This is a genomic window from Planococcus sp. S3-L1 (assembly GCF_030063085.1).
Taxonomy (GTDB): domain Bacteria; phylum Bacillota; class Bacilli; order Bacillales_A; family Planococcaceae; genus Planococcus; species Planococcus kocurii.
Genome location: NZ_JASISN010000008.1, coordinates 106,257 through 129,977, shown reverse-complemented (window position 1 = coordinate 129,977; position 23,721 = coordinate 106,257). Strand labels below are relative to the sequence as shown.

The window sequence follows — 23,721 nt, the reverse complement described above, 5'->3', positions numbered from 1 at the left end:
GAGCGCTTTCCCTCCTGTTTGTGTATGTTGTGGTGACTACCATTATACAGGATTTGGGGAGGTGCTCTATTTTCTTGAGATATTACACTTAGAGCCGCAAGGGCTCGGAATTATGAAATTAACTCAATTAAAAGTGTTGACGAATTTTATTCGCCATGATATTATTATCTCATATTAAAGATAAATTAATTAAAGATAAATTAATTTGAGAGAAATGAGGTGGATCTAATGGAATTGTCGAATATAAATTTAAAAGCTTTAACTGTTTTAATACGGGCAACAGATGCTCTTCATGAAGTTATAAAAAAGGATGTCGCCCAGTATGGTTTGAACCCAACCGAATTTTCGGTATTGGAGTTACTGTACCACCAAGGAAGTCAGCCAATACAACTTATTGGTAAAAAAGCATTGATTGCCAATAGCATCACTTATGTTATTGATAAACTGGAAGCAAAAAATTACGTTGTTCGAAATGCGTGCTCTGCTGATCGACGTGTAACGTTCGTCGAGCTGACAGAAGAAGGACAAGATTTAATGAAGAAAATATTCCCGGATCACGAAAAAGCTATCAATGAAGTGTTCCAGGACATTGAACCATCTGAAGTAGCAACATTGATTGAAAGTGTTAAAAAAATTGGTTATCAAGCAAAGAAAATTTAATTTTTTTTAAGTATTTATCTCGAATTCGAGATAAAATAAATGGAAGAGGAGAATGACTCATGAACGAACTAAAAGGAATCCACCACGTAACTGCGATTACGAGCTCAGCTGAAAAAAATTATGAATTTTTCACGTACGTATTAGGAATGCGCTTAGTGAAGAAAACCGTTAACCAAGATGATATCCAAACGTACCACTTATTCTTCGCAGATGATAAAGGATCAGCTGGAACCGATATGACGTTCTTTGACTTCCCGAATATCCCGAAAGGAACGCACGGAACGAACGAAATTTACAAAACTGCATTCCGCGTGCCGACTGATGCTGCACTCGACTACTGGATTAAACGTTTTGATAAATACGAAGTTGCTCATAAAGGCATTCAAGAAGTATTCGGTAAAAAAACCATTTCATTTGTTGATTTTGACGATCAGCAATATATGCTAATTTCTGATGAAACAAACAAAGGGGTAGCATCGGGTACACCGTGGCAAAATGGACCGGTACCACTTGAGTTCGCCATTACAGGATTAGGACCTGTTCATATCCGCATCGCTGATTTTGATGCATTCAAAGAAGTATTGGAAAAAGCGATGTTAATGCGCCAAATCGCTAAAGAGGGCTCGTTCTATTTGTTTGAAATCGGAGAAGGCGGTAACGGTGCACAAGTCATTGTTGAGCACAATAAATTATTGCCACAAGGTCGTCAAGGTTTTGGGACTGTCCACCACGCCGCCTTCCGTGTGGCAGATCGAAACGTCTTAGAAGAGTGGATCAACCATATGCAACATCAAGGATTCCATACTTCAGGTTATGTCGATCGTTTCTTCTTTGAATCGTTGTATGCACGCGTCGCGCCAGGAGTTTTATTCGAGTGGGCAACAGATGGCCCAGGATTCATGGGCGATGAGCCATACGAAACAGTAGGAGAAAAACTATCTCTACCACCATTCTTAGAAGGTGAACGCGAGAGAATCGAAAAATTAGTTCGCCCAATTGACACAGTGCGCAGCACACGCACATTTGAGAAAGAATATTTATAAACTTATCTAGTAAATTAATTGGAACCAAATTTGAGGAGGAAATAATAATGACAAACTTAAACATCGGTATTATTTTAGGATCAACACGTGAAGGACGCTTAAGCCCACAAGTAGGCAACTGGGTAAAAGAATTAGCAGACAAACGCGGAGATGCGAACTATACAGTCATTGACATTGCAGACTACAAATTGCCACTGCTTGGTGAAGAAGGTACAGATGCATCAGGTGCTGCCGCATGGTCTGAAGCCATCGCAAAACAAGACGGCTTTGTCTTTATTACACAAGAATACAACCATTCCATCACGGGGTCGTTGAAAAATGCATTGGATTACTTACGCGCAGAATGGAACAATAAAGCAGCCGGAATCGTTTCGTATGGTTCAGTTGGTGGCGCACGCGCAGCTGAACATTTACGTGGCATTTTAGGCGAATTGTCTGTAGCGGACGTACGTGTACACCCAGCGTTATCATTGTTCACTGACTTTGAAAACGGTTCTGTTTTAAAAGCAGCACCGGTTCAAGCAGACTCGGTGAACCAAATGTTAGACCAAGTGATTCCTTGGGCAACAGCGTTGAAAACAATTCGTTAAGCTGAGTTTCACAAAAGATCACAGAATGCATAATTGTTTATGTGCATTCTGTGATTCATTATAAAAATTGAGCAAAACGTTTGAATTCGCTCAAAGGTTTTGCTGAGAATTTATGAAGAAAAAGCCAAAAGACGTTTTTTCAAAGAAAGGGAGGTAATGATGAATAAAATTGAAGGACATCATCATATTTCGATGGTTACTAAAAAAGCACATGAAACAGATCATTTTTACAGAGAAATATTGGGCTTGCGTCGAGTGAAAAAGACGGTTAACCAGGAAGATCCAAGTATGTATCATTTATTTTATGGTGACTTAACCGGAAGTGCCGGTACCGAACTCTCTTTCTTTGAAATTCCAATGGTTGGTAGAACAAAACGTGGAACAAACGCGATCACGCGCATCGGCCTGCTTGTTCCTTCTTACGACAGTTTACTGTATTGGAAAAAAGATTTGAATCCCTTGATATAAAACATGGAGAAATCACTAACTATGCTGGTCGAGAAGCGCTTTATTTTGAAGATGGCGAAGGGTTGCGACTAGTTCTATTGAACAATAATGGTGAAGACGTCCCGGACCATTGGCAAGAATGGCAAGAATCGGAGCTTCCATCTGAACACCGAATATTAGGAATGGGTGCAGTGGAAATGACGGTTCAGTCAAAACAAAGTTTGGCGAATGTATTATCAGACTTATTGGGCTATGAACTTGCTTCAGAACAAGATCATGAAGCTGTTTATCAATCCATTAAAGGGCGAGCATTTGGAGAAATCGTGATTATTGAACAAGATGGGCCAAAAGAAAAGCCTGGAAAAGGGAGTATTCATCACTTGGCGATTCGCGTGAAAGACGGCGAGGAACTAAGAGAATGGGAACAAAAGATTATAGACTTCGGCTTAAAAGTCACGAAAATAATCGACCGTTATTATTTTGAGAGTTTGTATTTCAGAGATGAAAACGGAATCTTGTTTGAGATGACAACAGACGGACCTGGTTTTACAATCGATTCAACAATCGAGTTGTTAGGGGAAAATCTGGACTTACCACCTTTTCTAGAAGATAGAAGAGCTGAAATTGAAGAAATGTTAGAACCAATTGAATAACTTAATCCATATTCTATACTCAAATAGAAAAGAGGTAATTCACAATGATTTCGATCAATCCGAAAGAAAATAGCGAGCGAGACAATTATAAACTATTAATTGGTTCCATTATTCCGAGACCAATTGCATTTATCACTACACAATCTGAATCAGGTGTTGTGAATGGAGCACCATTTAGTTATTTCAACATCGTCTCTTCAAATCCGCCAATGGTATCTGTAGCGATACAACGCCCGACTGATAAATTGAAAGACACGGCACGAAACATTTATGATTCGGGCGAATTCGTAGTGCATATCGTAGATGATGAAAATGTTGCAAAAATCAATGAAACAGCAGCATCTTTGCCACCGTCAGAAAGTGAAATAGAAAAAGCTGATTTAACGCTCGTTCCGAGTACAGAAATTTCAGTACCTGGCGTAAAAGAAGCGAAGGTACGTATGGAATGTCGTTTAGTACAAGCCATCCCATTAGGTGGAGATGAACCTGGTAGTGATTTGTTTATTGGAGAAGTCATTCAATTTCATGTGGATAAAGAAATATATGAAAGTGGTCGCATTGATCCTAGAGGATTAGGGGCAGTTAGCCGTTTAGCAGGTACAAATTATGCGCATATAGGCGAAATTTTTTCAATCGAAAGACCAAAATAATAAAAAGAAAAGAGGAATAATAAATGAAAATGGAACATGTTTTTAGAAAAGGAACAAATCCAGAAAAACCAGTATTATTGTTATTACACGGAACAGGCGGAAATGAAAATTCACTCTTGTCACTTGCATCGATGATTGACTCAGAAGCATCTGTCCTTAGTGTCCGAGGAAATGTTTCAGAACAAGGCATGCCTCGGTTCTTCAGACGCTTAAGCGAAGGCGTATTTGATGAAGAGGATTTAGTATTCCGTACGAATGAACTCAATGAATTTTTAGATGAAGCGGCAGCGAAATATGAATTTGACCGCAATAACATCGTCGCTATTGGCTATTCAAATGGTGCAAACATCGCAGCAAGTTTGTTATATCACTTTAAAGATGCAATAACAGGCGCTATTTTACATCACCCAATGGTGCCATTACGCAATATTGAACTGCCAGACCTTTCAGGAAGAAAAGTCTTTATCGCAGCCGGAACGAATGATCCGATTTCACCGGTAAAAGAAGCAGAAGAACTTCATGAGATGCTGAAATCTGCAAAAGCTTCTGTGGAAGTTCATTGGGAAAACAATGGCCACCAATTAACCGGAAGTGAAGTAGAAGCTGCAAGACAATGGTATAACGATAGATTTTAAAAAGACAAACCAAATAAAAAGTTTGCGTAATAGAGGAGAAAATAATATGAAAAAAACTACTGGAATTCATCATATAACAGCAATCGTAGGGCACCCGCAAGAAAACGTTGATTTTTATGCGGGTGTACTTGGTTTAAGATTAGTTAAAAAAACGGTAAACTTTGATGACCCAGGAACATACCACTTGTATTTTGGAAACCAAGGCGGCGAACCTGGAACGATTATTACGTTTTTCCCGTGGGCAAATGCATTTCAAGGGAAAATTGGAGCAGGGCAAGTTGGCGTTATCTCGTTTGTTGTGCCAACTGGCGCATTGTCATTCTGGGAAAATCGTTTAGGAAAACTCAACATCAACTTTGCAAAAGAACAACGTTTTAACGAAACGTACGTTATATTTGAAGATCCTCACGGCTTACAACTTGAGTTGGTAGAACGACAAGCTGGAAAACAAAATGATTTTGCATTTGGAGATGTTACTCCAGAAGTCGCGATTAAAGGATTTGCAGGTGCCACTTTACTTTCGGCACGTCCAGAGCAAACGGCAAAAACGCTTGAAGAAGTGATGGGACTTGAGAAAGTTGGAGAAGAAGGCGACTTAATCCGTTTCCGTTCTTCTAGTGAAATTGGCAATATCATCGACTTGAAAGCGACACCTCTTGGTCGCGGAGAAATGGGTGTTGGAACTGTGCACCACATTGCTTGGCGTGCAAATGACGATCAAGATCAAGTGGAATGGCAAGAATTTGTTCGCAACCAAGGATTTGGTGTAACTGAAGTAAAAGACCGCAATTATTTCAATGCCATTTACTTTAGAGAACACGGAGAAATCTTGTTTGAAATCGCAACAGATCCTCCAGGGTTTGCACACGATGAATCACTTGAAACAATGGGAGAAAACTTAATGTTGCCTCCACAATACGAGCAGCACCGTGAAAAAGTAAAAGAATCTCTTATCCCATTTAAAGTTCGTTCAGTTGATACAACAAAGTAATCATTAACTAAAGCGATTAAATTCTATATGGGTTGTAGCTGGGGGCTAAACGAAAATCAAATCGTTTAGCCCTTTAGTTTCGCTCATTAAAAGAAGGTGAAAACTAAATTACAAAGGAGCAATGCGGATCCTTTGTAAAAACTATATAATTTTAAGAGAACTAAAGGATTTTATTATAAATTCACGCACGTAAGGAGTGAAAACGAATGACTCACAAACCCGTATTGTGGTTAGAATTATTTTTTGATTTAATTTTTGTTGCCGCTATAGCAAAAGCAACACATGTATTGCTCCATCTAGAAGACGGAGTAATTCCTATAGAATTTCTTTTAAAGTTTGTCCTTATATTTATCCCGATTTGGTGGTCATGGGTAGGTCACACACTGTATACCAATCGCTTCGGAGAAGATAGATTATCCCATCGCTTATTTATGATTTTACAAATGTTTTTCATGGTCGTACTGACTGCAAGTTTATCACCTGATTTTGATAGCTATTACATGCCATTTTTAATCGGCTATATAGGTGTTCGTTTAGTAACATCTATCCAATACTTGTACACGATGCGTGAAGTGCATGGTGAAGAGTACCAAGTGGCTAAAAGACTAGGATATGGCTTTTTAATCGGTATAACCATCTCGCTGTTATCTTTATTTTTCGATTCTTGGATTCGGTATTTCTTCTTGTATTTAGGTATTTTTGTAGACATTTTAGTCCCTATCTTAAGCCGAAAACACTTGAAAAAAGTTCCGGTTAATACGCCACATTTATTAGAGCGATTTGGCTTATTAACAATTATTTTATTTGGAGAGTCGATTGTTAGTCTTGTCGCCATATTTGAAACAGAAGGGTTTTTATGGAGTGAAGTATCAATTATTTTGCTAGCATTTTTATTGATCATTGCCATGTGGTGGCAATATTTCGACAACCTTGAAAAGAAAATCGATAAAGAAATTCGTACGTCTGGTCAAATCATTATATATGGTCATTTATTTATTTTAATGTCCATGAGCTTGTTCGCTGCTGTCATTCGGATGAGTTATTTGTATCAAGTAGATCCAAGCTTCTTATTAATGCTGACTTATGGAACAGCCTTTGTTTATTTCTTATCGACAACAGTGGTTTTCCATAAATACCGTATGCCGGAACATCGATTGAAAGTATGGCATTTACTATTCTTTATTTCTATTTTAGCGTTGTTTTTAATCTTTAATTTATTGATTCCTGTTGAAGAAATTATTTTATTGAGTGAACTGCTGGTGTTCTTCGTAATCTACACGTATATTACGACTAAGTAATGACTCATTTAACTATAACAACTTGAAGAAAAAGAAAAACCCCGACTTCCCATTTGAGAAGTCGAGGTTTTGACGATTATCGTACGTAAGGAGAAGGGTTAACAGCGTTTGAACGTGCGCCATTCCAAGGTCCTACGTGAATTTCAAAGTGAAGGTGTGTACCAGTCGAGCGACCAGTGCTACCCATGCCGCCTACTTGTTGACCTTGTGAAACAGATTGACCTACTGATACGTTGATGGAATTCATATGAGCGTATACCGTAGCGTGTGTTTGACCATTAATAGAATGGGTAACGATCACAACGTTGCCGTATCCGCTCATGTTGCCAGCATAAGAAACGATTCCGCTAGCTGCAGCAGAGATAGGTGTTCCAGTTACGTTCGCAATATCCATTCCGAGATGGGATTCTGCGCCTACGCCGATGTCTCTTCCGCCAAAGCCAGAAGTAAAGCGTCCAGATGCAGGTAAGATAAATGTGGAACTGCCTGCGCTAGAAGCAGGTGGAGCTACCGCTTGTACAGGTGCTGTAGCTGATGCTGATGCTGATGCCGATGCTGATGCTGATGCTTGACGCTGAGCTTCCGCTTTACGTGCAGCAGCTTCTTTAGCTAAACGTGCGACTTCTGCTTTACGTGCGACTTCTGCCAGGCGTGCTTGTTCTGCACCAATTTTCTTTTCAAGAGCTGCACTGATATCTAGTGTTTCACTATGTTTTGTTTCAAGCGTTGATTTTTCTTTAGCTAAACGTGCTTGTTCTGCTTTTAAGTCTTTTTCAAGTTTTGCTTGAGCTTTTTTCTGAGAGGCTAGTGAATTTTTCAAATTGACTAATTCCGCTTTTTGAGCTTCCTGCTCGGCTAACTTTGTTTCTACTTCCGCTTTTTGTTCAGCAAGAAGTTTTTTGTCTGCTGCTTGTTCACGCATGATTTCACGATCTGCTTCGATTAAGATGTTGACTGCTGAAAAGCGGTCAATGAAATCAACAAAACTATTTGCGCCAAGAAGCACATCTATGTAGTCTACTGATCCACCACTTAATTGAATGGCACGTGCACGTTCTTTTAAAAGTTCTTCGCGTTCTGCAATTTTTCGTTCAAGTTCTTTAATCGATTTTTGCAATTCGTCGATTTCAACTTTTGTTTGGTCGATTTCTGCTTGAGCAACGTCGATTTTGTCTTGTGTTTCGATGAGTTGATTATCCAACTCGCGGATTTTTGCGATGATTTTCTCGAGCGTGGTTTGGTTTTGAGAAATTTCGTTTGTTTTTTGTTGGATACCGGAGTTTAACTCGCTTTGCTTTTGCTTAACCTCTTGCTGTTGTTTCTCTAAATCGCTTAATTTATCTGCGCTTGCAGCAGGCAAAAACATCGTTAAAGCCAACACAGCCGATAAAGCGATCGTTAGAAATTTAGATAATGTATTCAAGCTTTTGCTCCCCTTTCGTTGTCCGTGACTATCTATGAGTTGTTTTAAAAAATTTTACTTAATGAGAATTTTCCTGCCCAGTTGTTTCGTTCAGGAAAAATCCAGCAGACTTATTGTAACACCGCATAAACCTATTTATTATTACAGTTTCTTATCAATTTGAATTCGAACATGACAAAACATCACGAAATAATAGTAAATTGTCATTTAATAATGAAAAAACGTTCATATAGCTTACGTTTTTTGAAAATTATATTTTTTCTAATTAATTGAATGATTAATATGGAGGATGATTATGAGGGGGAGTTGTGGTAGAGAGTGACTAGTCAAAAAAACCTTCTCCCAAATTTATGGGAGAAGGCTGTTGTTAGTCGGTTGCTAATAAGTCGGTTTGTTCTCTTCGAACGATTAACACATCACATTTAGCTGTGCGAACGATTCTTTCAGAGACGCTGCCCATTATGAATCGCTCAGCGGCATTTAAGCCAGTTGCTCCACAAATAATAACGTCAGCATTTAGTTTGGGTGCTAATTCTTTTGGAATAACGATTTTAGGTACACCATATTCAATGATGACATTTACATTTTCAACACCAGCAGCTAATGCTTCTTCTTTGTACTTACCTAATAATTCTTCAGAAGTTTTTTTCGTCCGATCTGCAATGGTGCGATCGTAAGCTTCGATAGAACCGAACGATCGATTATCGATGATATGAACCAAGTGCAAAGTGGCGTTATTGCGCGTAGCTGCGGCTGCACCTTTTCTAAAAGCAAGTTCTGATTCCTCAGAGCCATCTACTGCTACTAAAATATTCGAATATTTTAACGTCATTTTGCGATTCCTCCTCGTCTCTATAGCTAGTGATTCGCTATAAGTTAAAGGAGTTCCTTCTTATTTGTCATAATCTTTCCATGATAGATGTCCAAATGGTGAAGTTCCGAATAAATAACAAGAGATTTATGATAAGATGAGTCAAACTGAACAGTTCGGAAAACAGCAGGAGAGGCTGGTGCGAGATGAAAAAAAGCAGTGAAAGCACGAAGTCGTTGACAGGAATAGAAGAATTGCTGTCTATCCGCCATCAAGTTAAAGAATTTAAAAAGGCTCATTACTTGTTTCGTGAAGGAGATAGGGTCGAAGGAATTTTTATTATTCGCTCTGGTAAAATTAGCATTGAAAAAGTGACGCCGAACGGTCGTGAACTTACGCTAAAAATTTGCGGTCCAGATCAGCTCGTCGGTGAAGTCACTATTTTTTCGGAAGCACCCACATATATGTTAGATGCTCGTGCAGTTGAAGAGACCGTATGCTTTCATATAGGGATGAAAGATTTAGAAGAGGCATTGCTACTGAATAGTCAGCTTGCGATGAATTTTATGAAATGGATGGGCATCGATCAGCAAAAAACCCAAACAAAGTTTCGTGATTTATTGCTTCATGGTAAAAAAGGAGCTTTGTATTCAACGTTAATCAGGCTATCCAATAGCTACGGAGTTGAAACAGAAAAAGGTATTTTGATTGATATGGTGCTGACAAATCAAGAGCTGGCTAATTTTTGTGGGATGACGAGAGAAGTAGTTAATCGTCTACTCGGAAATTTGAAAAAAAATGGAACACTGAGCTTGTCTGAAGGAAAAATTCTTCTTCATGATATGGAATATTTAAAAACAGAAACAAATTGTGAAAACTGTCCCATTTACCTATGCAAAATCGATTAGTGAAACGCCTGCCCATGTGGCAGGCTTTTTTTGTTGTGAATTTGTGAATTTGTTAAAAAAAGATGTGCAGTGTGAGAAATATCACAGTGTGAAACCTCAAGATAGCATAGTCTAAAAGTAATGATGATAGGAATAAGAGGTGAGGGAAAATGCGTCAAGAAAAGCAAGAGCCGGAGACGAACCTTAAAGGAACTTTCGCAAGTGTTCTTATCGTGGGAGTAATCATTGTGGTGATGTGGGTCGCTGTTTATTTGTTGTATGTAGCTCGTTAAGAAATGACGAAAGGAGTAGGTTAATATGCATTTGCATAAGTATGAAAAAATTTGGCTCGCGTTAGGGATCGCATCTCTAGTTGTATTTTTAAGCGTAGTAGGAGTGAGTGCATTTTCTCAGAATCACACACCTGCTGGAGGAATGGAAACCATTGATCCCAAAAAGGTAAATGAAACGGCACCGTTTGACAATCCGGGCGTTACTCAATTAGATGACGACACCTATCAAGCAACAATTGTGGCGATGGCCTTTGGATACACCGCACCGGAATTGAAAGTTCCAGTGGGCAAGGAAGTTATTTTTAAAGTGACCAGCACCGATGTAGTTCACAGTTTTACAATTGATAACACGAAAGTCAATATGATGGTCGTTCCAGGTCGCATTACGACAAAATCTTACACGTTTGAAAAGCCCGGTACGTATTTGATTCTTTGCAATGAATACTGTGGGACTGGTCACCATATGATGTATACAGAAATAGAGGTGTATGAAGAATGATTGCTTTGCAAGATCGCAAAATTGCTTTATGGAATATTGGTGTCGCGTATGCTGCCTTTTTAATCGGAACTTTATGTGGACTTCTTCAAGTATTTATCCGAAATGATGCACTTCAATTACCAGCGTGGTTAGATTATTATCAGATTTTAACGGCACATGGTGTTTTACTGGCACTTATTTATACGACATTTTTTATTTTTGGATTTTTTATTACAGGTATGAGTAAAAGCTTAGGCAGCTTTGGACCTAAAGTTCGCTTGTTTTCTTGGATTGGTTTTTGGGTGACGTTGCTTGGGACTGTTATGGCAACGGTCATGATCATTTCTGGACAAGCCTCCGTCATGTATACATTTTATGCACCTTTAAAAGCAAGCGGCTTTTTCTATGTCGGACTTGCGTTGGTCATTATTGGAACGTGGATTAGCAGTTTCGCATTGGTCGGTCATTACCGCGTATGGCGTAAAAATAACAAAGGTCAATTGAGTCCTTTGTTTGCCTTTATGACCATTACCACCATAATTATGTGGATCATCGCATGTCTAGGTGTTGTAGCGACTGTGCTTTTCCAATACATTCCGTGGGCGTTCGGGTGGACCGATACAATTGACGTCGAACTTAGCCGCTCTTTATTTTGGTATTTTGGTCATCCACTTGTCTATTTTTGGTTGCTACCAGCCTATATGGCTTGGTACGTAATTGTACCAAAACTACTAGGTGTAAAAGTATTCAGTGATTCTCTAGCACGGTTGTCTTTCGTTCTGTTTATCTTATTTTCAATTCCAGTTGGTTTTCATCATCAGTTGACAGAACCCGGTATCTCAAATTTTTGGAAATTCCTTCAGGTTGTTTTAACATTTATGGTCATCGTTCCGTCCTTGATGACGGCATTTTCGATGTTTGCAACGTTTGAAATTGCAGGTCGTAAAAACGGCGGCAAAGGTCTTTTCGGTTGGTTTACGAAATTGCCTTGGAAAGATATTCGCTTTACGTCTATTTTTATCGCCATGCTGTTCTTTATTCCCGGTGGAGCTGGCGGAATTATCAATGCAAGTTTCCAGTTAAACGAAGTGGTTCATAATACATTATGGATTGTTGGACATTTCCACATTACTGTAGGAACTCCGGTAGCGATGACATTTATGGGCGTAACATTTTGGCTGATTCCCTATTTAACGGGTCGTAAATTTACTAAATCTATGAAAGTTTTAGGACTGGTGCAAATTATCACGTGGTCTATCGGGATGCTATTAATGTCGACAGCGCAGCATCTATTAGGTCTTCTCGGAGCACCAAGAAGAACCGCTTACTCTAGTTATAACAATCATCCCTCTTCAGCAGAATGGTTCGATGGTATTTTAACCAATCATGTCACAATGGCAATTGGCGGCAGCATTTTATTTGTGTCGGCAATGATCTTGATTTACATCGTTGTCATGACGATGTTCCTTTCGCCAAAAGCTGTTGAAGCGAAAGATAGGGTTGAGTTTCCGATGGCTGAAAGTGATATGAGCAATACACCAAAATGGTTAGAAAATTGGTGGATTTGGATTGGGCTTGCTTTGGCACTCATTGTACTTGCCTATGCAATTCCATTAACACATATGATTCAACATGCACCGCCAGGCTCAGAAGGATTCAAAACGTGGTAGGAGTTGAAGAATAATGTTCACAATGGTTTTATCGTTAATGGTTGTGTTTATCGCATTTACTGCAATGTTAGTTGAAATCTCTTCTATAGAAGATTGAACAGGAGGCAGTCAAGAAATCAGTTTACGTGATTTCTTGACTGTCTTTTTAATTTTATGAGTAGTCGCAATTGTGTTGTGTGACAGCTTTCGATATATTGGAAAGAAAGAGACAGGAAGTTGGGGCTTATGCGATGACGATTTTGGAATGGCTGTTTACAGCAATAAGTGTGTTTTGGCTAAGTGAATTTCTAATTTTTCGCAATCGTGGGATTGGCCAAGGCGATTCGTTGGAAAAACGTACGTTTTTTTCGATTTTCGGCGTCTTGATCGCAACAATTCTAGTGGCTTTTGCATTGCAAGAACTGGCACTGTTTGAATCACTCGTAGTTGTCGGGCAATTAGTAGGTGTCATCTTACTTGCTGCGGGTGTGTTTTTACGGTTTTGGGGAATTTTACACTTGAAAACACAATTCACACGTTACGTTACAGTTCGAGAAGGCGATGAAATCGTCAGTACCGGGCCTTACCAGAAGCTACGGCATCCATTGTATACGGGTTTGTTGTTGATCACAATTGGCATGGCGCTTTTCTTTAGCAGTATGATTGCAGCCGTTGTGGGAGGAAGTGCCATGATTTGGGCATTACTTCAACGCATCAATTATGAAGAGGCGTTGCTAATTGAGAAATTTGGGTCTGATTATGAGCAGTGGATGAAGCAGCGCGCGCGATTGATTCCGTTTATTTACTAATCATAAGATCTGAGCAAAAGCTATTATTTTCTTCTGTGGAGAATAATAGCTTTTTATTGAAAGTGTGAGCATTTTCTTTTACATCGTACACGATATAATTTAATGTAGATCGTGTAAGATATAAATGGATGGAGGAACATATATAATGAAAACACTATTTGAAACAACAATGATTAATACAGGCGGAAGAGACGGAGCGGTTTATTCACCGGATAACATTTTTTATATGGACGTAGCAAAACCACAAGCTCTTGGCGGAAGCGCAACAACTGCGACAAATCCTGAGCAGCTTTTTGCGGCAGGCTATAGTGCATGCTTTAACAGTGCGTTGGAATTGGTACTAGAAGCCGACAAAGTGGACATAGAGAAAAGCGAAGTAACCGCGACTGTTGCGCTGATTGTGGATAAAGACAACGGCGGTGTGAAACTAGCTGTGAAACTAGTTGTTGATATCACTGGGATTAGTGAAGAGTTAAAGCGGACATATGTTGAAAAAGCACATCATACGTGCCCGTACTCAAAAGCGATTCAAGGATCTGTGGATGTGGAACTAAGCATTCTATAATAATTCATGTAGGTGAGAGAAGAATGGAAAAACAAACAAAACTGGATCAGCAATTATGCTTTGAAGTGTATAAAGCTTCCAGTAATTTTTCGAAAATGTATGCTAAAGCACTAGAGCCGTTCAACCTAACATTTACGCAGTATCTCGTGTTGCTTGTTCTATGGGATGAAGACAAACTGCTAACAAAAAATATCGGTGAGCGACTAGGACTTGGCACAGGAACGTTAAATCCTATTCTTAACCGGATGATTGAACGTGGTAGGCTAATTAAACAGCAGTCCGAAACGGATAAGCGTGCATTTATCATTTCGTTGACGGAAAAGGCCAAAAGCGAACAATTAGCGGTTGAACAAGCTGTCTTTGAGAAAGTCACTAGCTGCAATTTTATGGGGGTCAACGCAATAGCGTTGATGAAAAATTTAAAAGAGTTGAATGCCGCTTTCAAAACCATGGATTTGTAAGGAAAATGACTTGAATCACTAAATAAGGAGTGATGGCAGATGGATATTTACGATATTGCCGTACCGAAACCGAATGGTGAAGAATATCAGTTAAGTGAATACAAAGGAAAAGCGATGTTAATTGTTAACACCGCCACAAAATGTGGGCTGAAAGATCAGTTTGATGGCTTAGAAAAAATGTACGAAGATTATAAGGAGCAAGGATTAGTGGTTTTAGGCTTTCCGTCCAATCAATTTAAACAAGAAGAAGCCACTGGAGAAAAAGCGCAAGAAGCTTGTCGTATGACATATGGTGTTACTTTTCCTATGCATGACTTAGTAAAAGTGAACGGCGAAGACGCACATCCGCTTTTTAACTATTTGACTAGCAACACAAAAGGATTTTTGACAAGTGGTATCAAATGGAACTTCACGAAATTTCTAATTGACCAGAACGGTAACATCGTTTCACGATTTTCTCCAAAAGATACACCTGAATCGTTTGAAAAGGACATTCAGAAAGTACTTTCCAAGTAACCAGCAAAGAGCCATGCCCACTCGATTGGGCATGGCTTTTTTTGTATGTGAATATGACACGTTGTCACTTCTTGTTAGACATATGACATGCTGTCATGTTAAGCTTTACTTGTGAAAGTGACAAGGTGTCACTGGTGTGCGTTTGATTTAGAAATGTAAAAATAAAACTACTATTGTACGCTGAAAAATCAAAATTGAGCAGAGCAGGTTCATAGTTGAAGAAGGATAAAGTGGATGTTTGAAAATTGAAGGAGACAACAAAATGGAAGCCAGTATAAAAGACGACTTACGAAAAATGAAAGATTCTCAAAAAGAAATTATGAGATTTATGATGGGCTACAAGTTCGCATTAGATGAAATAAATACAAAAATTAATATCTTACAGCAGGAATTCCAATTTGTTCATGACTATAATCCAATTGAAAATGTCAGTTCAAGAGTTAAATCTCCTGAAAGCATTATGAAAAAAGTGACAAAAAAAGGAATCGAACTTTCACATTCAGATATTAAAAAGACGATTAAAGACATAGCGGGAATTCGAATTACGTGTTCATTTGAAACGGATATCTATCGGCTAAGTACAATGCTACAAAACCAAGCTGATTTAAAAGTTCTTGAAGTGAAGGATTATATCAAGAATCCGAAGCCAAACGGTTACCGCAGTTTGCATTTATTGCTCGTGGTTCCTGTTTTTATGTCGGACCGCGTGGAAGAAGTTTGTGTAGAAGTGCAAATCAGAACCATTGCGATGGATTTCTGGGCCAGCCTCGAACATAAGATCTACTATAAATACAATAAAGAAGTTCCGGTTGATATTATTAGAGAGTTGAAAGAATCGGCAGACTCAGCAGCACAGTTGGATCGTAAAATGGAAAAAATTCAGCTGCGTATGAATAAGTTGAAAGACCAGATTGGTGATGATGAAGATCTTTCTGAGATTTTGATTGATAAAGAACGGTTCCGTTTACCAACTAATTTCACGTTAAATAGAATGACATAAGTTGATAGAAAGGGAGACAGCGATGCCAAAACTAACTTTTTATAATTTACCTAAGAACAAGCAACAGCATTTGATTGGAGCAGCTAAACAGGAATTCTCAAATGCATCTTTGTCAGAGGCTTCTATTGCCAATATCGTTAAAGCAGCGGGGATTTCTCGAGGCAGCTTTTATCAATATTTTGAAGGAAAAGAAGATCTTTATTTTTACTTGCTGAATGGCTACACGGTTGAACAAAAACAAATTTTCAGAGCAATATTGCAGAAAAAAAATGGGGATCTATTTCAAGCTATTAGTGAATTTTACCGATTTGCTGTAAAAGAAGAAGAATTACTCGACTTTAAACGAAACGTCCTTTTGAACATGACAGAACAAGTGGAGACGAAATTTATCAAAATCGTTAATGAAGAAGAGTCTGCAGAAGAATTCCAAGCGATTAGCCTTTTGATCGATACGACCAAGTTAAACGTTTCCGGAAACAAAGAACTATACCATTTGCTTAAAATTATGATTTCGGTGACCGTTAGGAATTGGATTGAATACTTCGCTAAAAACTTAACGATTGATGAGTCTATTGCAAATTACGAATTGGAATTAAAGTTGTTGAGAACAGGGCTTTCCCGTGTCTGACAAGAACATTTTGTTTAATTTTACGGCTTAATGTGATAAGATGTACTTCATCGTTGCAGTAATGTAGCAGTAATGGAGTGATTAAAATGAGCAAAGCAAAAGCGAAACCGAAAAGTGGTACGGGTCAGGGAACTGGCAAAAAAGGATGGACTCGCTGGAAATCTGGCGCCAACAAAGCCAAGAGCTTTAAACCGTATACGAGCAAAAATACTAAAAAAGCGGACGAGCCGAAAACAGAAAAAGAACTAGCTTCTGAATGGGTCGATGCATAGATAGGAAAGTAGGGGGAGTTGCTCAACTGGCAGCTCTTTTTTATTTGATGTGAAATCGCAATGGATGATAAGAATTTTTGTCTCATGAGTGGTAAAATTAGTAAGAATGAATGAGTTATTTTCGCGTATTGGTAAATACTGAAAGTTTTTTCGAAAAAGTGTAAAATGAGTAATAGATAGTTTCCGAAACGAAAGGGGTGAAGGGATATGACGAATGGACCAACTTCGTTAGTAAGTATTCCAGAAAAAGAAAAAATGTATCAAGAAATCGTGAATTATTCCGACGAGACAACAATTATCCATTCAAATCAGAAGGTTTTATATATAAACAAATCAGGTGCTGAATTTTTTAAAGCGAAGCAAGAAGAAGTTGTAGGGGCAGATGTAGTAGGAGTTTTTACAGATGACTTTAAAGAATTAATCACGAAACGGATTCAAAAAGGAATGGAAGATCGAACGATTGGAGAATTAATGGAGACGACTGTTAGACGTTTTGACGGAACTTTAGCCGATGTAGAATTGTATTGTTACCCGGTTCAGTACGGAGAAACGATAGCAATCCAGTCTATTATGCGGGACATCACGCTTCAGAAAAAAATGTCGCATGACTTTTTGCAACTTAAAAACGAAATTTCGGCACCAATTGTTCCGATCATTGATGGACTAGCTGTACTACCACTTGTAGGATCAGTCGATGGGGACCGAAGTATGCGCCTGCTCGATGTTATCCCGCAGAAAGTTCAAGGAGAAAATTTGCACTGTCTCATTATTGATGTTTCGGGGATTTACAATATCGATAATGTGGTTGCAGAATTTCTATACAAAATTGATCAAATCATGCGCTTATTAGGTATTCAAATTATTTTTACAGGAATTCGACCAGAACTGGCATTAAAAGCTGTCGATGTGCGCATAGACTTTAGCAAATTAAAGACAATAGGCACAGTAAAACAAGCTTTAAAACAATATTTGTTAGCTAATTAAAACGAGTTTTTAAATAGTCTTGTTAAAAGTATGAAAGTGGTTTATAGTGTATAGATACAATATTTAGTGTTTTTTATCATATTAATAACTATATGTAGTAAAAATAGTGATGAAGGTGCCTGAGAAGGCTTAAAAGGGAATCCGATAATACCGGAGCTGTACCCGCAACTGTAAGTGCTGACGAGCTATCACAATCCACTGTCCAATGGACGGGAAGGAGATAGCAGAGGACGACGCACAAGCCAGGAGACCTGCCTTTGTTTTAAGTTTATGATCTTCTCCGGGAGTTGAGAAGGATAACGAAGATATTCTGCGTAAGCAGCTGGTTTTTTGCTGCCTTTATTCGCTATTCTGCGTTTTCCAACCCATCCTCCTTGAGAGGATGGGTTTTTTTGTTTTACATAGAAGGAGGAAATGCAATCATGACAGAACCATTAGCAGCAGGTGTAGCAAGAACCATTCAAACAAAGTTAGTGTTGCCACCTGATACGAATCATTTAGGAACGATATTCGGTGGAACCGTACTCGCGTATATTGATGAAATTGCCGCGATTACTGCCATGAGGCACAGCGGAAAAGCAGTCGTAACAGCTTCGATTGATACGGTAAATTTTTTATCTTCTGCTAAAGTAGGGGACATCTTCATCCTAGAAGGTGTTGTGATATCGACAGGTAGAACATCGATGGAAGTGTACGTTAAAGCTGAATGCCAACAAATTGAAACCGGCAATAGAAATTTGACGACGACAGCCATTTTGACAATGGTTGCAGTCGACGGTGACGGCAAACCGACGCCAGTCGTTGGTGTTATACCGGAAACTCCTGCTGAAAAAGAATTATTCAAAAGCGCACAAGAGCGGAAGCAACGACGCATGAAAGTAAACGAATTCGCAAAGGAGTTATGCTGATATGAATATGAAAACAGATACAACAGAAATGGACGCAGTAGAAAAAGCGCTCAAGCGAGCAACTGAGGTTTATGGACTAGATACGCGCGAGCTACTAGAGCGAGCAGCAAAACTCGCTGAACAAGCAAAAGGCGAGCAATCCTTACTTTATGCATTAAATCGTATCACCATGGACGAGCCAGACTGGACTTACGTAGCGGCAGAGTTGTATGTCAGTGATTTGTATAAGAAAGCCGCAAGCAGCCGCAATTATTCCGCTACTGAAAAATATGGTGACTTTTATAAGTTAATCAAAGTATTAACACAAGTCGGGATCTACTCAAAAGAGCTCTTAGCTTCTTATTCACAAGAGGAGATTACAGAAATAGGTCAAGAAATCGAGCCGAGTCGGGATTTGCTATTTAACTACATCGGTTTGTTTTTACTGGCAGATCGTTATTTGGCAAAAGACTATGAAGGGCAGTTGTTTGAACTCCCGCAAGAGCGCTTTTTAGTTATTGCCATGACGTTGATGCAAAATGAGCCGCAAGAGCGTCGATTAGAGCTTGTTAAAGAAGCGTATTGGGCGATGAGTCATTTGTATATGACCGTTGCGACTCCAACTTTATCGAATGCAGGTAAAAGTTTTGGGCAATTGTCTTCGTGCTTTATCGATACGGTAGACGATTCTTTAGACGGCATTTACTTAAACAACTGGGATATCGCGCGTCTTAGTAAAGATGGTGGGGGCATCGGCATTTATTACGGCAAAGTAAGAGCGTTAGGCTCAGACATTAAAAAATTCAAAGGCAATTCCTCAGGCGTTGTACCGTGGATTCGCTTGCTTAACGATACGGCGGTCAGTGTGGATCAATTAGGTCAGCGTCAAGGAGCTGTCGCGATTTACTTAGATGTCTTCCATAAAGACATTATGAATGGCTTCTTGGATTTGAAAACCAATAATGGCGATGAGCGCCGTAAAGCACATGATATTTTCACAGGTGTGTCACTTCCAGATTTGTTTATGGAGCGTTTGCAAGAAAAAGACGAAAACGGACGCAGTATTGGCGAGTGGCATACGTTTTGTCCGCACCAAGTTAAGCAAGTGATGGGTTGGAAAGACGCAAATGGCAATGCCTTAGGACTTGAAGATTTTTACGATGAAAAAGACACCAAATACTTTAGCGAAAAATACCAAGAAGCAGTTGATCATCCGTTGTTGCCGCGTAAAACTTACCGCGCAATGGAGATTATGGCGCGCATCATGGTGTCTCAGCTAGAAACTGGCACACCGTATATGTTTTACCGTGACGAAGTCAATCGTCAAAACCCGAACAAGCACACAAGAGGTCGCGGGCTGACATCGATTTATTGCAGTAACTTATGTACAGAAATTATGCAAAATATGTCAGCTACTACTATTGTTAAAGAATATACTGATGAAGACGGCAACCTCGTCATGATCCGCAAACCAGGCGATTTTGTGGTTTGTAATTTGTCATCGATCAACTTGCCAAGAGCGGTTGGAGCGGACGTATTAGCGCGTTTAGTGCCGATTCAAACACGCATGCTTGATAATGTCATTGACTTGAATACGATTTCAGTAGGACAAGCTGAAGCAACAAATAAAAAATACCGCGCAATTGGTTTAGGAACGTTCGGATGGCACCACTTACTTGCACTTGAAGGCATCCATTGGGAAAGTGAAAAAGCGGTTGAGTTTGCCGATAAGCTTTACGAGGAAATTGCTTATCAAACGATACGTGCTTCTATGCAACTAGCAGAAGAAAAAGGCGCGTTCAGTCAGTTTTTAGGTTCTGAATGGCACACAGGCGAGTATTTTGAACGTCGCAACTACACAAGTGAGCGGTGGAATGACTTGCAACAGCAAGTGGCAACAACAGGAGTTCGAAATGGCTGGATGATGGCTGTTGCACCTAACTCATCAACTGCGAAAATTGGTGGTTCAACAGACGGCATTGATCCGCTATACGCAGTGGAATACGCAGAAGAGAAAAAGAATTTCAAATTTAAAGTGACTGCACCAGACTTGGATCACAACACGTATGATTATTATCGTCGTTCGCGTCACGTATTGGACCAAAAATGGAGCATTCGACAAAATGCAGCGCGTCAACGCCATATTGATCAATCGATTAGCTTTAACTTTTATGTGCCGCACACGATTAAAGCAAAAGAGTTGTTGGAATTACATTTAGAAGCATGGAAGCAAAACTTAAAAACGACTTACTATGTCCGCAGTACGTCTCAGGCAGAAATCGAAGAATGCGAAGCATGCCAAAGCTAAAGGAGAATGATCATGACCATACATGAACCGTTAACAAAGATTAAATTATTAAATCCGGAGCACCCAAACAAATCGACTGGCGTGTTGAACGGCCAGTCTTCGGGGCTGTTAAACTGGAACGACATTGCTTATCCGCAAATGTATGATTTGTATCAAGCATTGCTTGCTAACTTCTGGAAAGCACAAGAAATTAATATGCAAGACGACATCAAGCAATGGGATAGCTTGAGCGATGTAGAAAAGGATGTCTTTTTACGGATCAACACGCAATTAGCGTCACTCGACAGCTTGCAAACACCAACAATGAGTCAAGCAATGGATTATGTGACCGATTCGAGCTTCAAAGCCATTTTTGCCGTCATTTCTCAGCAAGAAGCGGTACACACGGAGTCATATTCGTATATATTGAGTTCACTGGTATCCGTAAGCGAACAAAACGCACGCTTCGATCAAGCGAAAAGCGATCCGGTTGTTCAGAAACGAAATGAATTGATATTAGACGCATACGAGGAATTTCGACAAAATCCAACGCCGCAAAACTTATTTAAGCTGAGCGTCAATTCCATCAATCTCGAAGGCATTTATTTTTATGCTGGCTTTGCGTTTTTCTACCATTTGGCGCGTCAGCAAAAAATGCTAAAAACCAGTACGATGATTAGCTATATTCAACGCGACGAAATGCAGCATGCCTATTTTATCGCGCAATTTATCCGCATTATGCTGACAGAAAATCCGGAATTGCATACAGATGAAAACATTCAATATATTTATACAACGATCGACAAAGCAGTACAGCTAGAAAAAGAATGGGCGCATTACATTTTGGCTGATATTGAGGGCTTGGATTTGGTTGAGTTTGAGGGCTACGTTGAGTATTTGGCCAATAAGCGTCTGCGTCAGCTAGGACTAGATAATTTATACGAAGAACGCAGCAATCCGATGCCTTGGATTCACGTATTTGGTGATGACATGATGAACGACACAAAATCGGATTTCTTTGAACAGAAATCACGCACGTATACGAAAGTGTCGCAGTCGAATGGTTTTGACGAGCTATAAGCCGAAACTGGCGATTGTCTATGCTTCTGTTACCGGCAACACAGAACAACTAGCAGAGATGCTACAAGCAGCTATTTTGCAACAAGGACTTCATACCGAGCTATACAAAATAGAAGATTTTCCACTAGCAGCCTTGTCGGATTTCGATACGCTGTTAATTGGAACGTATACGTGGGGAAGTGGTGAAATTCCTGGAGAACTGCGCGATTTATATCATGCGATTGAAAAACTAGAACACAAAGAATTACAAACGGCGGTTTTCGGGACGGGCGATAGTTTTTTCGCAGAGTTTTGTGGAGCAGTCGATCGTTTTCGAGACATGCTGTACGTAAAGACAACACTAGTTGCCAGTTTGAAAGTAGAATTGACACCGCAGCCGCGTGACTTTATTCGCTGTGAAAAATTAGCTGAGCTGATTCAATCTACTAAATGACAAAACCCAGATAGTGAACTAGCCCCTAAACGATAGCCACTTTTAATGTGAGCCATTTAGGGTTTTTTTATTTTCCGAAAAGTGTTTACTTTTCGGAAACAGGGTATAGAAGATAAAAGAGCGAAAATGTAAATTCTCTCTACTTCCAGTCGTATAAAACGTTGGAACTTTTTGTTGTGAACTTTTATTTGCTGTATTTTAAGATGCCAGATACACCTATACGAGAGAGCAGATTAAAAAGTACGGAAATTCGGCGTTCCCGTCAAAAAAATCTACTCCATAGATGTCTATAAATGTAATCATATATATCGTTAATGATTTGGCTGGATGTAACAGACAATAGTGCTGTAAACAACGCCGAAGAGAATCGTACGGTTCTTTTCGGCGTTTTTCTGTCTACATTTCTTTTCCAAAAGGATAGATAAGTTTGTGCAAAAAATAGAGAGGGTGAGCTGGATGAAGCAATTGCAACAATTAGCTGAACGAGTAGGTATGCTGATGAATGCAGAGGTAGAGTTGCAGGCAGGAGAATGTTTAGTTAAAAGAAAAAGAACAATCAATATTGTTTCTCATAATAAAAATTTTAGTTGTACGTTAGATCACGATATTTCTTTTAAACATGTACAAGAAAATGGAGATGCACTCAATCAGGCAGAGATTTTTTTGCTGCCAAGCGAGCTAGATTCGTTTATCAATGCGCTTCATCAATATCCGATTCCATTGCCAACGACTTATCAGCATCGTGTGGATACGAATCCGGACATCATCTGCGTTTACTTGTCGTCAGAAGAACCACCTGAAGATTTTGCTAGGAGACTAGCAACTGCTCTCGATGCCATTCAACAAAATTCTTTAGTTTGAAGGACTAGCGAAAGAGGGGGGTATTGGTGATTCACAGATATAGAAAATCGCATGAAAAAATTGCAATGGGTTTGCTAGCATACATGCCCCAAGAGCGAAATGTGAAACAGTTGAAAAAGACGATGGCGCTATACAACGAGCGTCCGAATTGGCAACTTTTCTTCTGGAAAGCAGACAATTACTATGTGGGCATTATTGGTATTCACGTAGAAGACGACGAGTTTTTCACAGTCCAGCATATTTCCGTGCTTCCTTCATTTCGAGGAGAAGGTATTGGTCATGAAATGATAGTATCTGTCGGAAGAGTAATGGGGAACCGCCAAGCAAAACCTTCTAAAGAAACAAAGAATTTTATGACGAAATGCAGCGCATAAAGGGGGTTTCAAAATAGATTGATGGAGAAAAATGATTGGTTTTCCTCCATCAATTT

Annotated in this window: 26 protein-coding genes, 1 pseudogene and 1 riboswitch; of the genes and pseudogenes, 25 read left to right on the top strand and 2 right to left on the bottom strand. The window is 39.3% G+C overall.

The window, feature by feature from the left end:
- The first annotated feature begins 228 nt into the window (after nt 1–228).
- The 8 genes and pseudogenes from QMF37_RS10030 (at nt 229) to QMF37_RS09995 (ending at nt 6,967) form a co-directional block, all read left to right on the top strand.
- The gene (locus QMF37_RS10030; protein ID WP_283478206.1) at nt 229–660 is read left to right on the top strand and encodes a MarR family winged helix-turn-helix transcriptional regulator; all 432 of its coding nucleotides are present in this window, start codon (nt 229–231) and stop codon (nt 658–660) included.
- A 59-nt stretch (nt 661–719) separates the two neighbouring features.
- Nucleotides 720–1,703 (top strand): ring-cleaving dioxygenase, encoded by a 984-nt coding sequence (locus tag QMF37_RS10025; RefSeq protein WP_283478204.1) that lies wholly within the window; start codon nt 720–722, stop codon nt 1,701–1,703.
- Nucleotides 1,704–1,750: 47 nt separating this feature from the next.
- Nucleotides 1,751–2,293, top strand: a complete 543-nt coding sequence (locus QMF37_RS10020; RefSeq protein ID WP_283478202.1) for an NADPH-dependent FMN reductase — start codon at nt 1,751–1,753, stop codon at nt 2,291–2,293.
- Nucleotides 2,294–2,452: 159 nt separating this feature from the next.
- A pseudogene (locus tag QMF37_RS10015) lies at nt 2,453–3,393 on the top strand (ring-cleaving dioxygenase).
- Between the two features lie 44 nt (nt 3,394–3,437).
- Nucleotides 3,438–4,043 carry a flavin reductase family protein gene (locus QMF37_RS10010; RefSeq protein ID WP_283478201.1) on the top strand — a complete coding sequence of 202 codons (606 nt, stop codon included), beginning with the start codon at nt 3,438–3,440 and terminating at the stop codon, nt 4,041–4,043.
- Nucleotides 4,044–4,072: 29 nt separating this feature from the next.
- Nucleotides 4,073–4,678, top strand: a complete 606-nt coding sequence (locus tag QMF37_RS10005) for an alpha/beta hydrolase (RefSeq protein WP_283478212.1) — start codon at nt 4,073–4,075, stop codon at nt 4,676–4,678.
- Nucleotides 4,679–4,724: 46 nt separating this feature from the next.
- Nucleotides 4,725–5,669, top strand: a complete 945-nt coding sequence (locus QMF37_RS10000; RefSeq protein ID WP_283478199.1) for a ring-cleaving dioxygenase — start codon at nt 4,725–4,727, stop codon at nt 5,667–5,669.
- A 206-nt stretch (nt 5,670–5,875) separates the two neighbouring features.
- A complete protein-coding gene (locus QMF37_RS09995) occupies nt 5,876–6,967 on the top strand; it encodes a low temperature requirement protein A (protein WP_283478197.1) in 1,092 nt (363 codons plus the stop codon).
- Between the two features lie 76 nt (nt 6,968–7,043).
- Here the strand turns inward: QMF37_RS09995 and QMF37_RS09990 are convergent, their stop codons facing one another.
- Together QMF37_RS09990 and QMF37_RS09985 are read right to left on the bottom strand one after the other, a co-directional pair.
- Nucleotides 7,044–8,390, bottom strand: a complete 1,347-nt coding sequence (locus tag QMF37_RS09990) for a murein hydrolase activator EnvC family protein (protein ID WP_283478195.1) — start codon at nt 8,388–8,390, stop codon at nt 7,044–7,046.
- A 367-nt stretch (nt 8,391–8,757) separates the two neighbouring features.
- Entirely contained in the window at nt 8,758–9,222 is a 465-nt protein-coding gene (locus tag QMF37_RS09985; protein WP_071152863.1) for a universal stress protein, read from the bottom strand.
- Between the two features lie 185 nt (nt 9,223–9,407).
- Here QMF37_RS09985 and QMF37_RS09980 point away from each other — a divergent pair, with 185 nt between their 5' ends.
- The 17 genes from QMF37_RS09980 to QMF37_RS09895 all read left to right on the top strand — a co-directional run bounded on the left by QMF37_RS09980 (nt 9,408) and on the right by QMF37_RS09895 (nt 23,665).
- Nucleotides 9,408–10,109, top strand: coding sequence for a Crp/Fnr family transcriptional regulator (locus QMF37_RS09980; RefSeq protein ID WP_071152862.1), 702 nt, complete (start codon nt 9,408–9,410; stop codon nt 10,107–10,109).
- Nucleotides 10,110–10,406: 297 nt separating this feature from the next.
- Nucleotides 10,407–10,880 (top strand): cytochrome c oxidase subunit II, encoded by a 474-nt coding sequence (locus tag QMF37_RS09970; RefSeq protein ID WP_058384009.1) that lies wholly within the window; start codon nt 10,407–10,409, stop codon nt 10,878–10,880.
- Nucleotides 10,877–12,529: a b(o/a)3-type cytochrome-c oxidase subunit 1 gene (locus QMF37_RS09965; protein ID WP_071152860.1), complete on the top strand. Its 1,653-nt coding sequence runs from the start codon at nt 10,877–10,879 to the stop codon at nt 12,527–12,529. Before QMF37_RS09970 ends, QMF37_RS09965 begins: the two co-directional genes overlap by 4 nt.
- A 230-nt stretch (nt 12,530–12,759) precedes the next feature.
- Nucleotides 12,760–13,317 (top strand): methyltransferase family protein, encoded by a 558-nt coding sequence (locus QMF37_RS09960; RefSeq protein WP_071152859.1) that lies wholly within the window; start codon nt 12,760–12,762, stop codon nt 13,315–13,317.
- A 145-nt stretch (nt 13,318–13,462) separates the two neighbouring features.
- Nucleotides 13,463–13,882, top strand: a complete 420-nt coding sequence (locus QMF37_RS09955; RefSeq protein ID WP_058384012.1) for an organic hydroperoxide resistance protein — start codon at nt 13,463–13,465, stop codon at nt 13,880–13,882.
- Between the two features lie 23 nt (nt 13,883–13,905).
- Nucleotides 13,906–14,343, top strand: a complete 438-nt coding sequence (locus tag QMF37_RS09950) for a MarR family winged helix-turn-helix transcriptional regulator (RefSeq protein ID WP_071152858.1) — start codon at nt 13,906–13,908, stop codon at nt 14,341–14,343.
- A gap of 39 nt (nt 14,344–14,382) precedes the next feature.
- Nucleotides 14,383–14,859 (top strand): glutathione peroxidase, encoded by a 477-nt coding sequence (locus QMF37_RS09945; protein WP_071152857.1) that lies wholly within the window; start codon nt 14,383–14,385, stop codon nt 14,857–14,859.
- A gap of 262 nt (nt 14,860–15,121) precedes the next feature.
- Nucleotides 15,122–15,859 carry a GTP pyrophosphokinase gene (locus QMF37_RS09940; protein WP_071152856.1) on the top strand — a complete coding sequence of 246 codons (738 nt, stop codon included), beginning with the start codon at nt 15,122–15,124 and terminating at the stop codon, nt 15,857–15,859.
- A gap of 22 nt (nt 15,860–15,881) precedes the next feature.
- A complete protein-coding gene (locus QMF37_RS09935; protein ID WP_071152855.1) occupies nt 15,882–16,487 on the top strand; it encodes a TetR/AcrR family transcriptional regulator in 606 nt (201 codons plus the stop codon).
- An 86-nt stretch (nt 16,488–16,573) separates the two neighbouring features.
- A complete protein-coding gene (locus QMF37_RS09930; RefSeq protein ID WP_058384017.1) occupies nt 16,574–16,759 on the top strand; it encodes a DUF3934 family protein in 186 nt (61 codons plus the stop codon).
- 207 nt (nt 16,760–16,966) lie between these two features.
- Complete coding sequence (locus tag QMF37_RS09925; RefSeq protein WP_071152854.1) at nt 16,967–17,743, top strand: PAS domain S-box protein; 777 nt, start codon at nt 16,967–16,969, stop codon at nt 17,741–17,743.
- A gap of 96 nt (nt 17,744–17,839) precedes the next feature.
- Nucleotides 17,840–18,016, top strand: a riboswitch (cobalamin riboswitch).
- A gap of 149 nt (nt 18,017–18,165) precedes the next feature.
- Nucleotides 18,166–18,651, top strand: coding sequence for an acyl-CoA thioesterase (locus QMF37_RS09920; RefSeq protein ID WP_071152853.1), 486 nt, complete (start codon nt 18,166–18,168; stop codon nt 18,649–18,651).
- Between the two features lies 1 nt (nt 18,652).
- Nucleotides 18,653–20,938 (top strand): ribonucleoside-diphosphate reductase subunit alpha, encoded by a 2,286-nt coding sequence (locus QMF37_RS09915; RefSeq protein WP_078080779.1) that lies wholly within the window; start codon nt 18,653–18,655, stop codon nt 20,936–20,938.
- Nucleotides 20,939–20,950: 12 nt separating this feature from the next.
- The gene (locus tag QMF37_RS09910) at nt 20,951–21,997 is read left to right on the top strand and encodes a ribonucleotide-diphosphate reductase subunit beta (protein WP_071152852.1); all 1,047 of its coding nucleotides are present in this window, start codon (nt 20,951–20,953) and stop codon (nt 21,995–21,997) included.
- Nucleotides 21,978–22,430 (top strand): flavodoxin domain-containing protein, encoded by a 453-nt coding sequence (locus QMF37_RS09905; protein ID WP_071152851.1) that lies wholly within the window; start codon nt 21,978–21,980, stop codon nt 22,428–22,430. Before QMF37_RS09910 ends, QMF37_RS09905 begins: the two co-directional genes overlap by 20 nt.
- Nucleotides 22,431–22,886: 456 nt before the next feature.
- Complete coding sequence (locus tag QMF37_RS09900) at nt 22,887–23,291, top strand: DUF1259 domain-containing protein (RefSeq protein ID WP_071152850.1); 405 nt, start codon at nt 22,887–22,889, stop codon at nt 23,289–23,291.
- 26 nt (nt 23,292–23,317) lie between these two features.
- Entirely contained in the window at nt 23,318–23,665 is a 348-nt protein-coding gene (locus tag QMF37_RS09895) for a GNAT family N-acetyltransferase (RefSeq protein WP_071152849.1), read from the top strand.
- The last annotated feature ends 56 nt before the right edge of the window (nt 23,666–23,721 follow it).

Coding starts and splice junctions, on each gene's coding strand:
- QMF37_RS09955 (WP_058384012.1), top strand. CDS start 13,463: ATGAAAACACTATTTGAAACAACAATGATTAATACAGGCGGAAGAGAC.
- QMF37_RS09905 (WP_071152851.1), top strand. CDS start 21,978: ATGGTTTTGACGAGCTATAAGCCGAAACTGGCGATTGTCTATGCTTCT.
- QMF37_RS10025 (WP_283478204.1), top strand. CDS start 720: ATGAACGAACTAAAAGGAATCCACCACGTAACTGCGATTACGAGCTCA.
- QMF37_RS09920 (WP_071152853.1), top strand. CDS start 18,166: ATGACAGAACCATTAGCAGCAGGTGTAGCAAGAACCATTCAAACAAAG.
- QMF37_RS09960 (WP_071152859.1), top strand. CDS start 12,760: ATGACGATTTTGGAATGGCTGTTTACAGCAATAAGTGTGTTTTGGCTA.
- QMF37_RS09900 (WP_071152850.1), top strand. CDS start 22,887: ATGAAGCAATTGCAACAATTAGCTGAACGAGTAGGTATGCTGATGAAT.
- QMF37_RS10030 (WP_283478206.1), top strand. CDS start 229: ATGGAATTGTCGAATATAAATTTAAAAGCTTTAACTGTTTTAATACGG.
- QMF37_RS10020 (WP_283478202.1), top strand. CDS start 1,751: ATGACAAACTTAAACATCGGTATTATTTTAGGATCAACACGTGAAGGA.
- QMF37_RS09925 (WP_071152854.1), top strand. CDS start 16,967: ATGACGAATGGACCAACTTCGTTAGTAAGTATTCCAGAAAAAGAAAAA.
- QMF37_RS09935 (WP_071152855.1), top strand. CDS start 15,882: ATGCCAAAACTAACTTTTTATAATTTACCTAAGAACAAGCAACAGCAT.
- QMF37_RS09950 (WP_071152858.1), top strand. CDS start 13,906: ATGGAAAAACAAACAAAACTGGATCAGCAATTATGCTTTGAAGTGTAT.
- QMF37_RS09995 (WP_283478197.1), top strand. CDS start 5,876: ATGACTCACAAACCCGTATTGTGGTTAGAATTATTTTTTGATTTAATT.
- QMF37_RS09910 (WP_071152852.1), top strand. CDS start 20,951: ATGACCATACATGAACCGTTAACAAAGATTAAATTATTAAATCCGGAG.
- QMF37_RS09965 (WP_071152860.1), top strand. CDS start 10,877: ATGATTGCTTTGCAAGATCGCAAAATTGCTTTATGGAATATTGGTGTC.
- QMF37_RS09940 (WP_071152856.1), top strand. CDS start 15,122: ATGGAAGCCAGTATAAAAGACGACTTACGAAAAATGAAAGATTCTCAA.
- QMF37_RS09980 (WP_071152862.1), top strand. CDS start 9,408: ATGAAAAAAAGCAGTGAAAGCACGAAGTCGTTGACAGGAATAGAAGAA.
- QMF37_RS10000 (WP_283478199.1), top strand. CDS start 4,725: ATGAAAAAAACTACTGGAATTCATCATATAACAGCAATCGTAGGGCAC.
- QMF37_RS09970 (WP_058384009.1), top strand. CDS start 10,407: ATGCATTTGCATAAGTATGAAAAAATTTGGCTCGCGTTAGGGATCGCA.
- QMF37_RS09945 (WP_071152857.1), top strand. CDS start 14,383: ATGGATATTTACGATATTGCCGTACCGAAACCGAATGGTGAAGAATAT.
- QMF37_RS09985 (WP_071152863.1), bottom strand. CDS start 9,222: ATGACGTTAAAATATTCGAATATTTTAGTAGCAGTAGATGGCTCTGAG.
- QMF37_RS10005 (WP_283478212.1), top strand. CDS start 4,073: ATGGAACATGTTTTTAGAAAAGGAACAAATCCAGAAAAACCAGTATTA.
- QMF37_RS09915 (WP_078080779.1), top strand. CDS start 18,653: ATGAATATGAAAACAGATACAACAGAAATGGACGCAGTAGAAAAAGCG.
- QMF37_RS10010 (WP_283478201.1), top strand. CDS start 3,438: ATGATTTCGATCAATCCGAAAGAAAATAGCGAGCGAGACAATTATAAA.
- QMF37_RS09930 (WP_058384017.1), top strand. CDS start 16,574: ATGAGCAAAGCAAAAGCGAAACCGAAAAGTGGTACGGGTCAGGGAACT.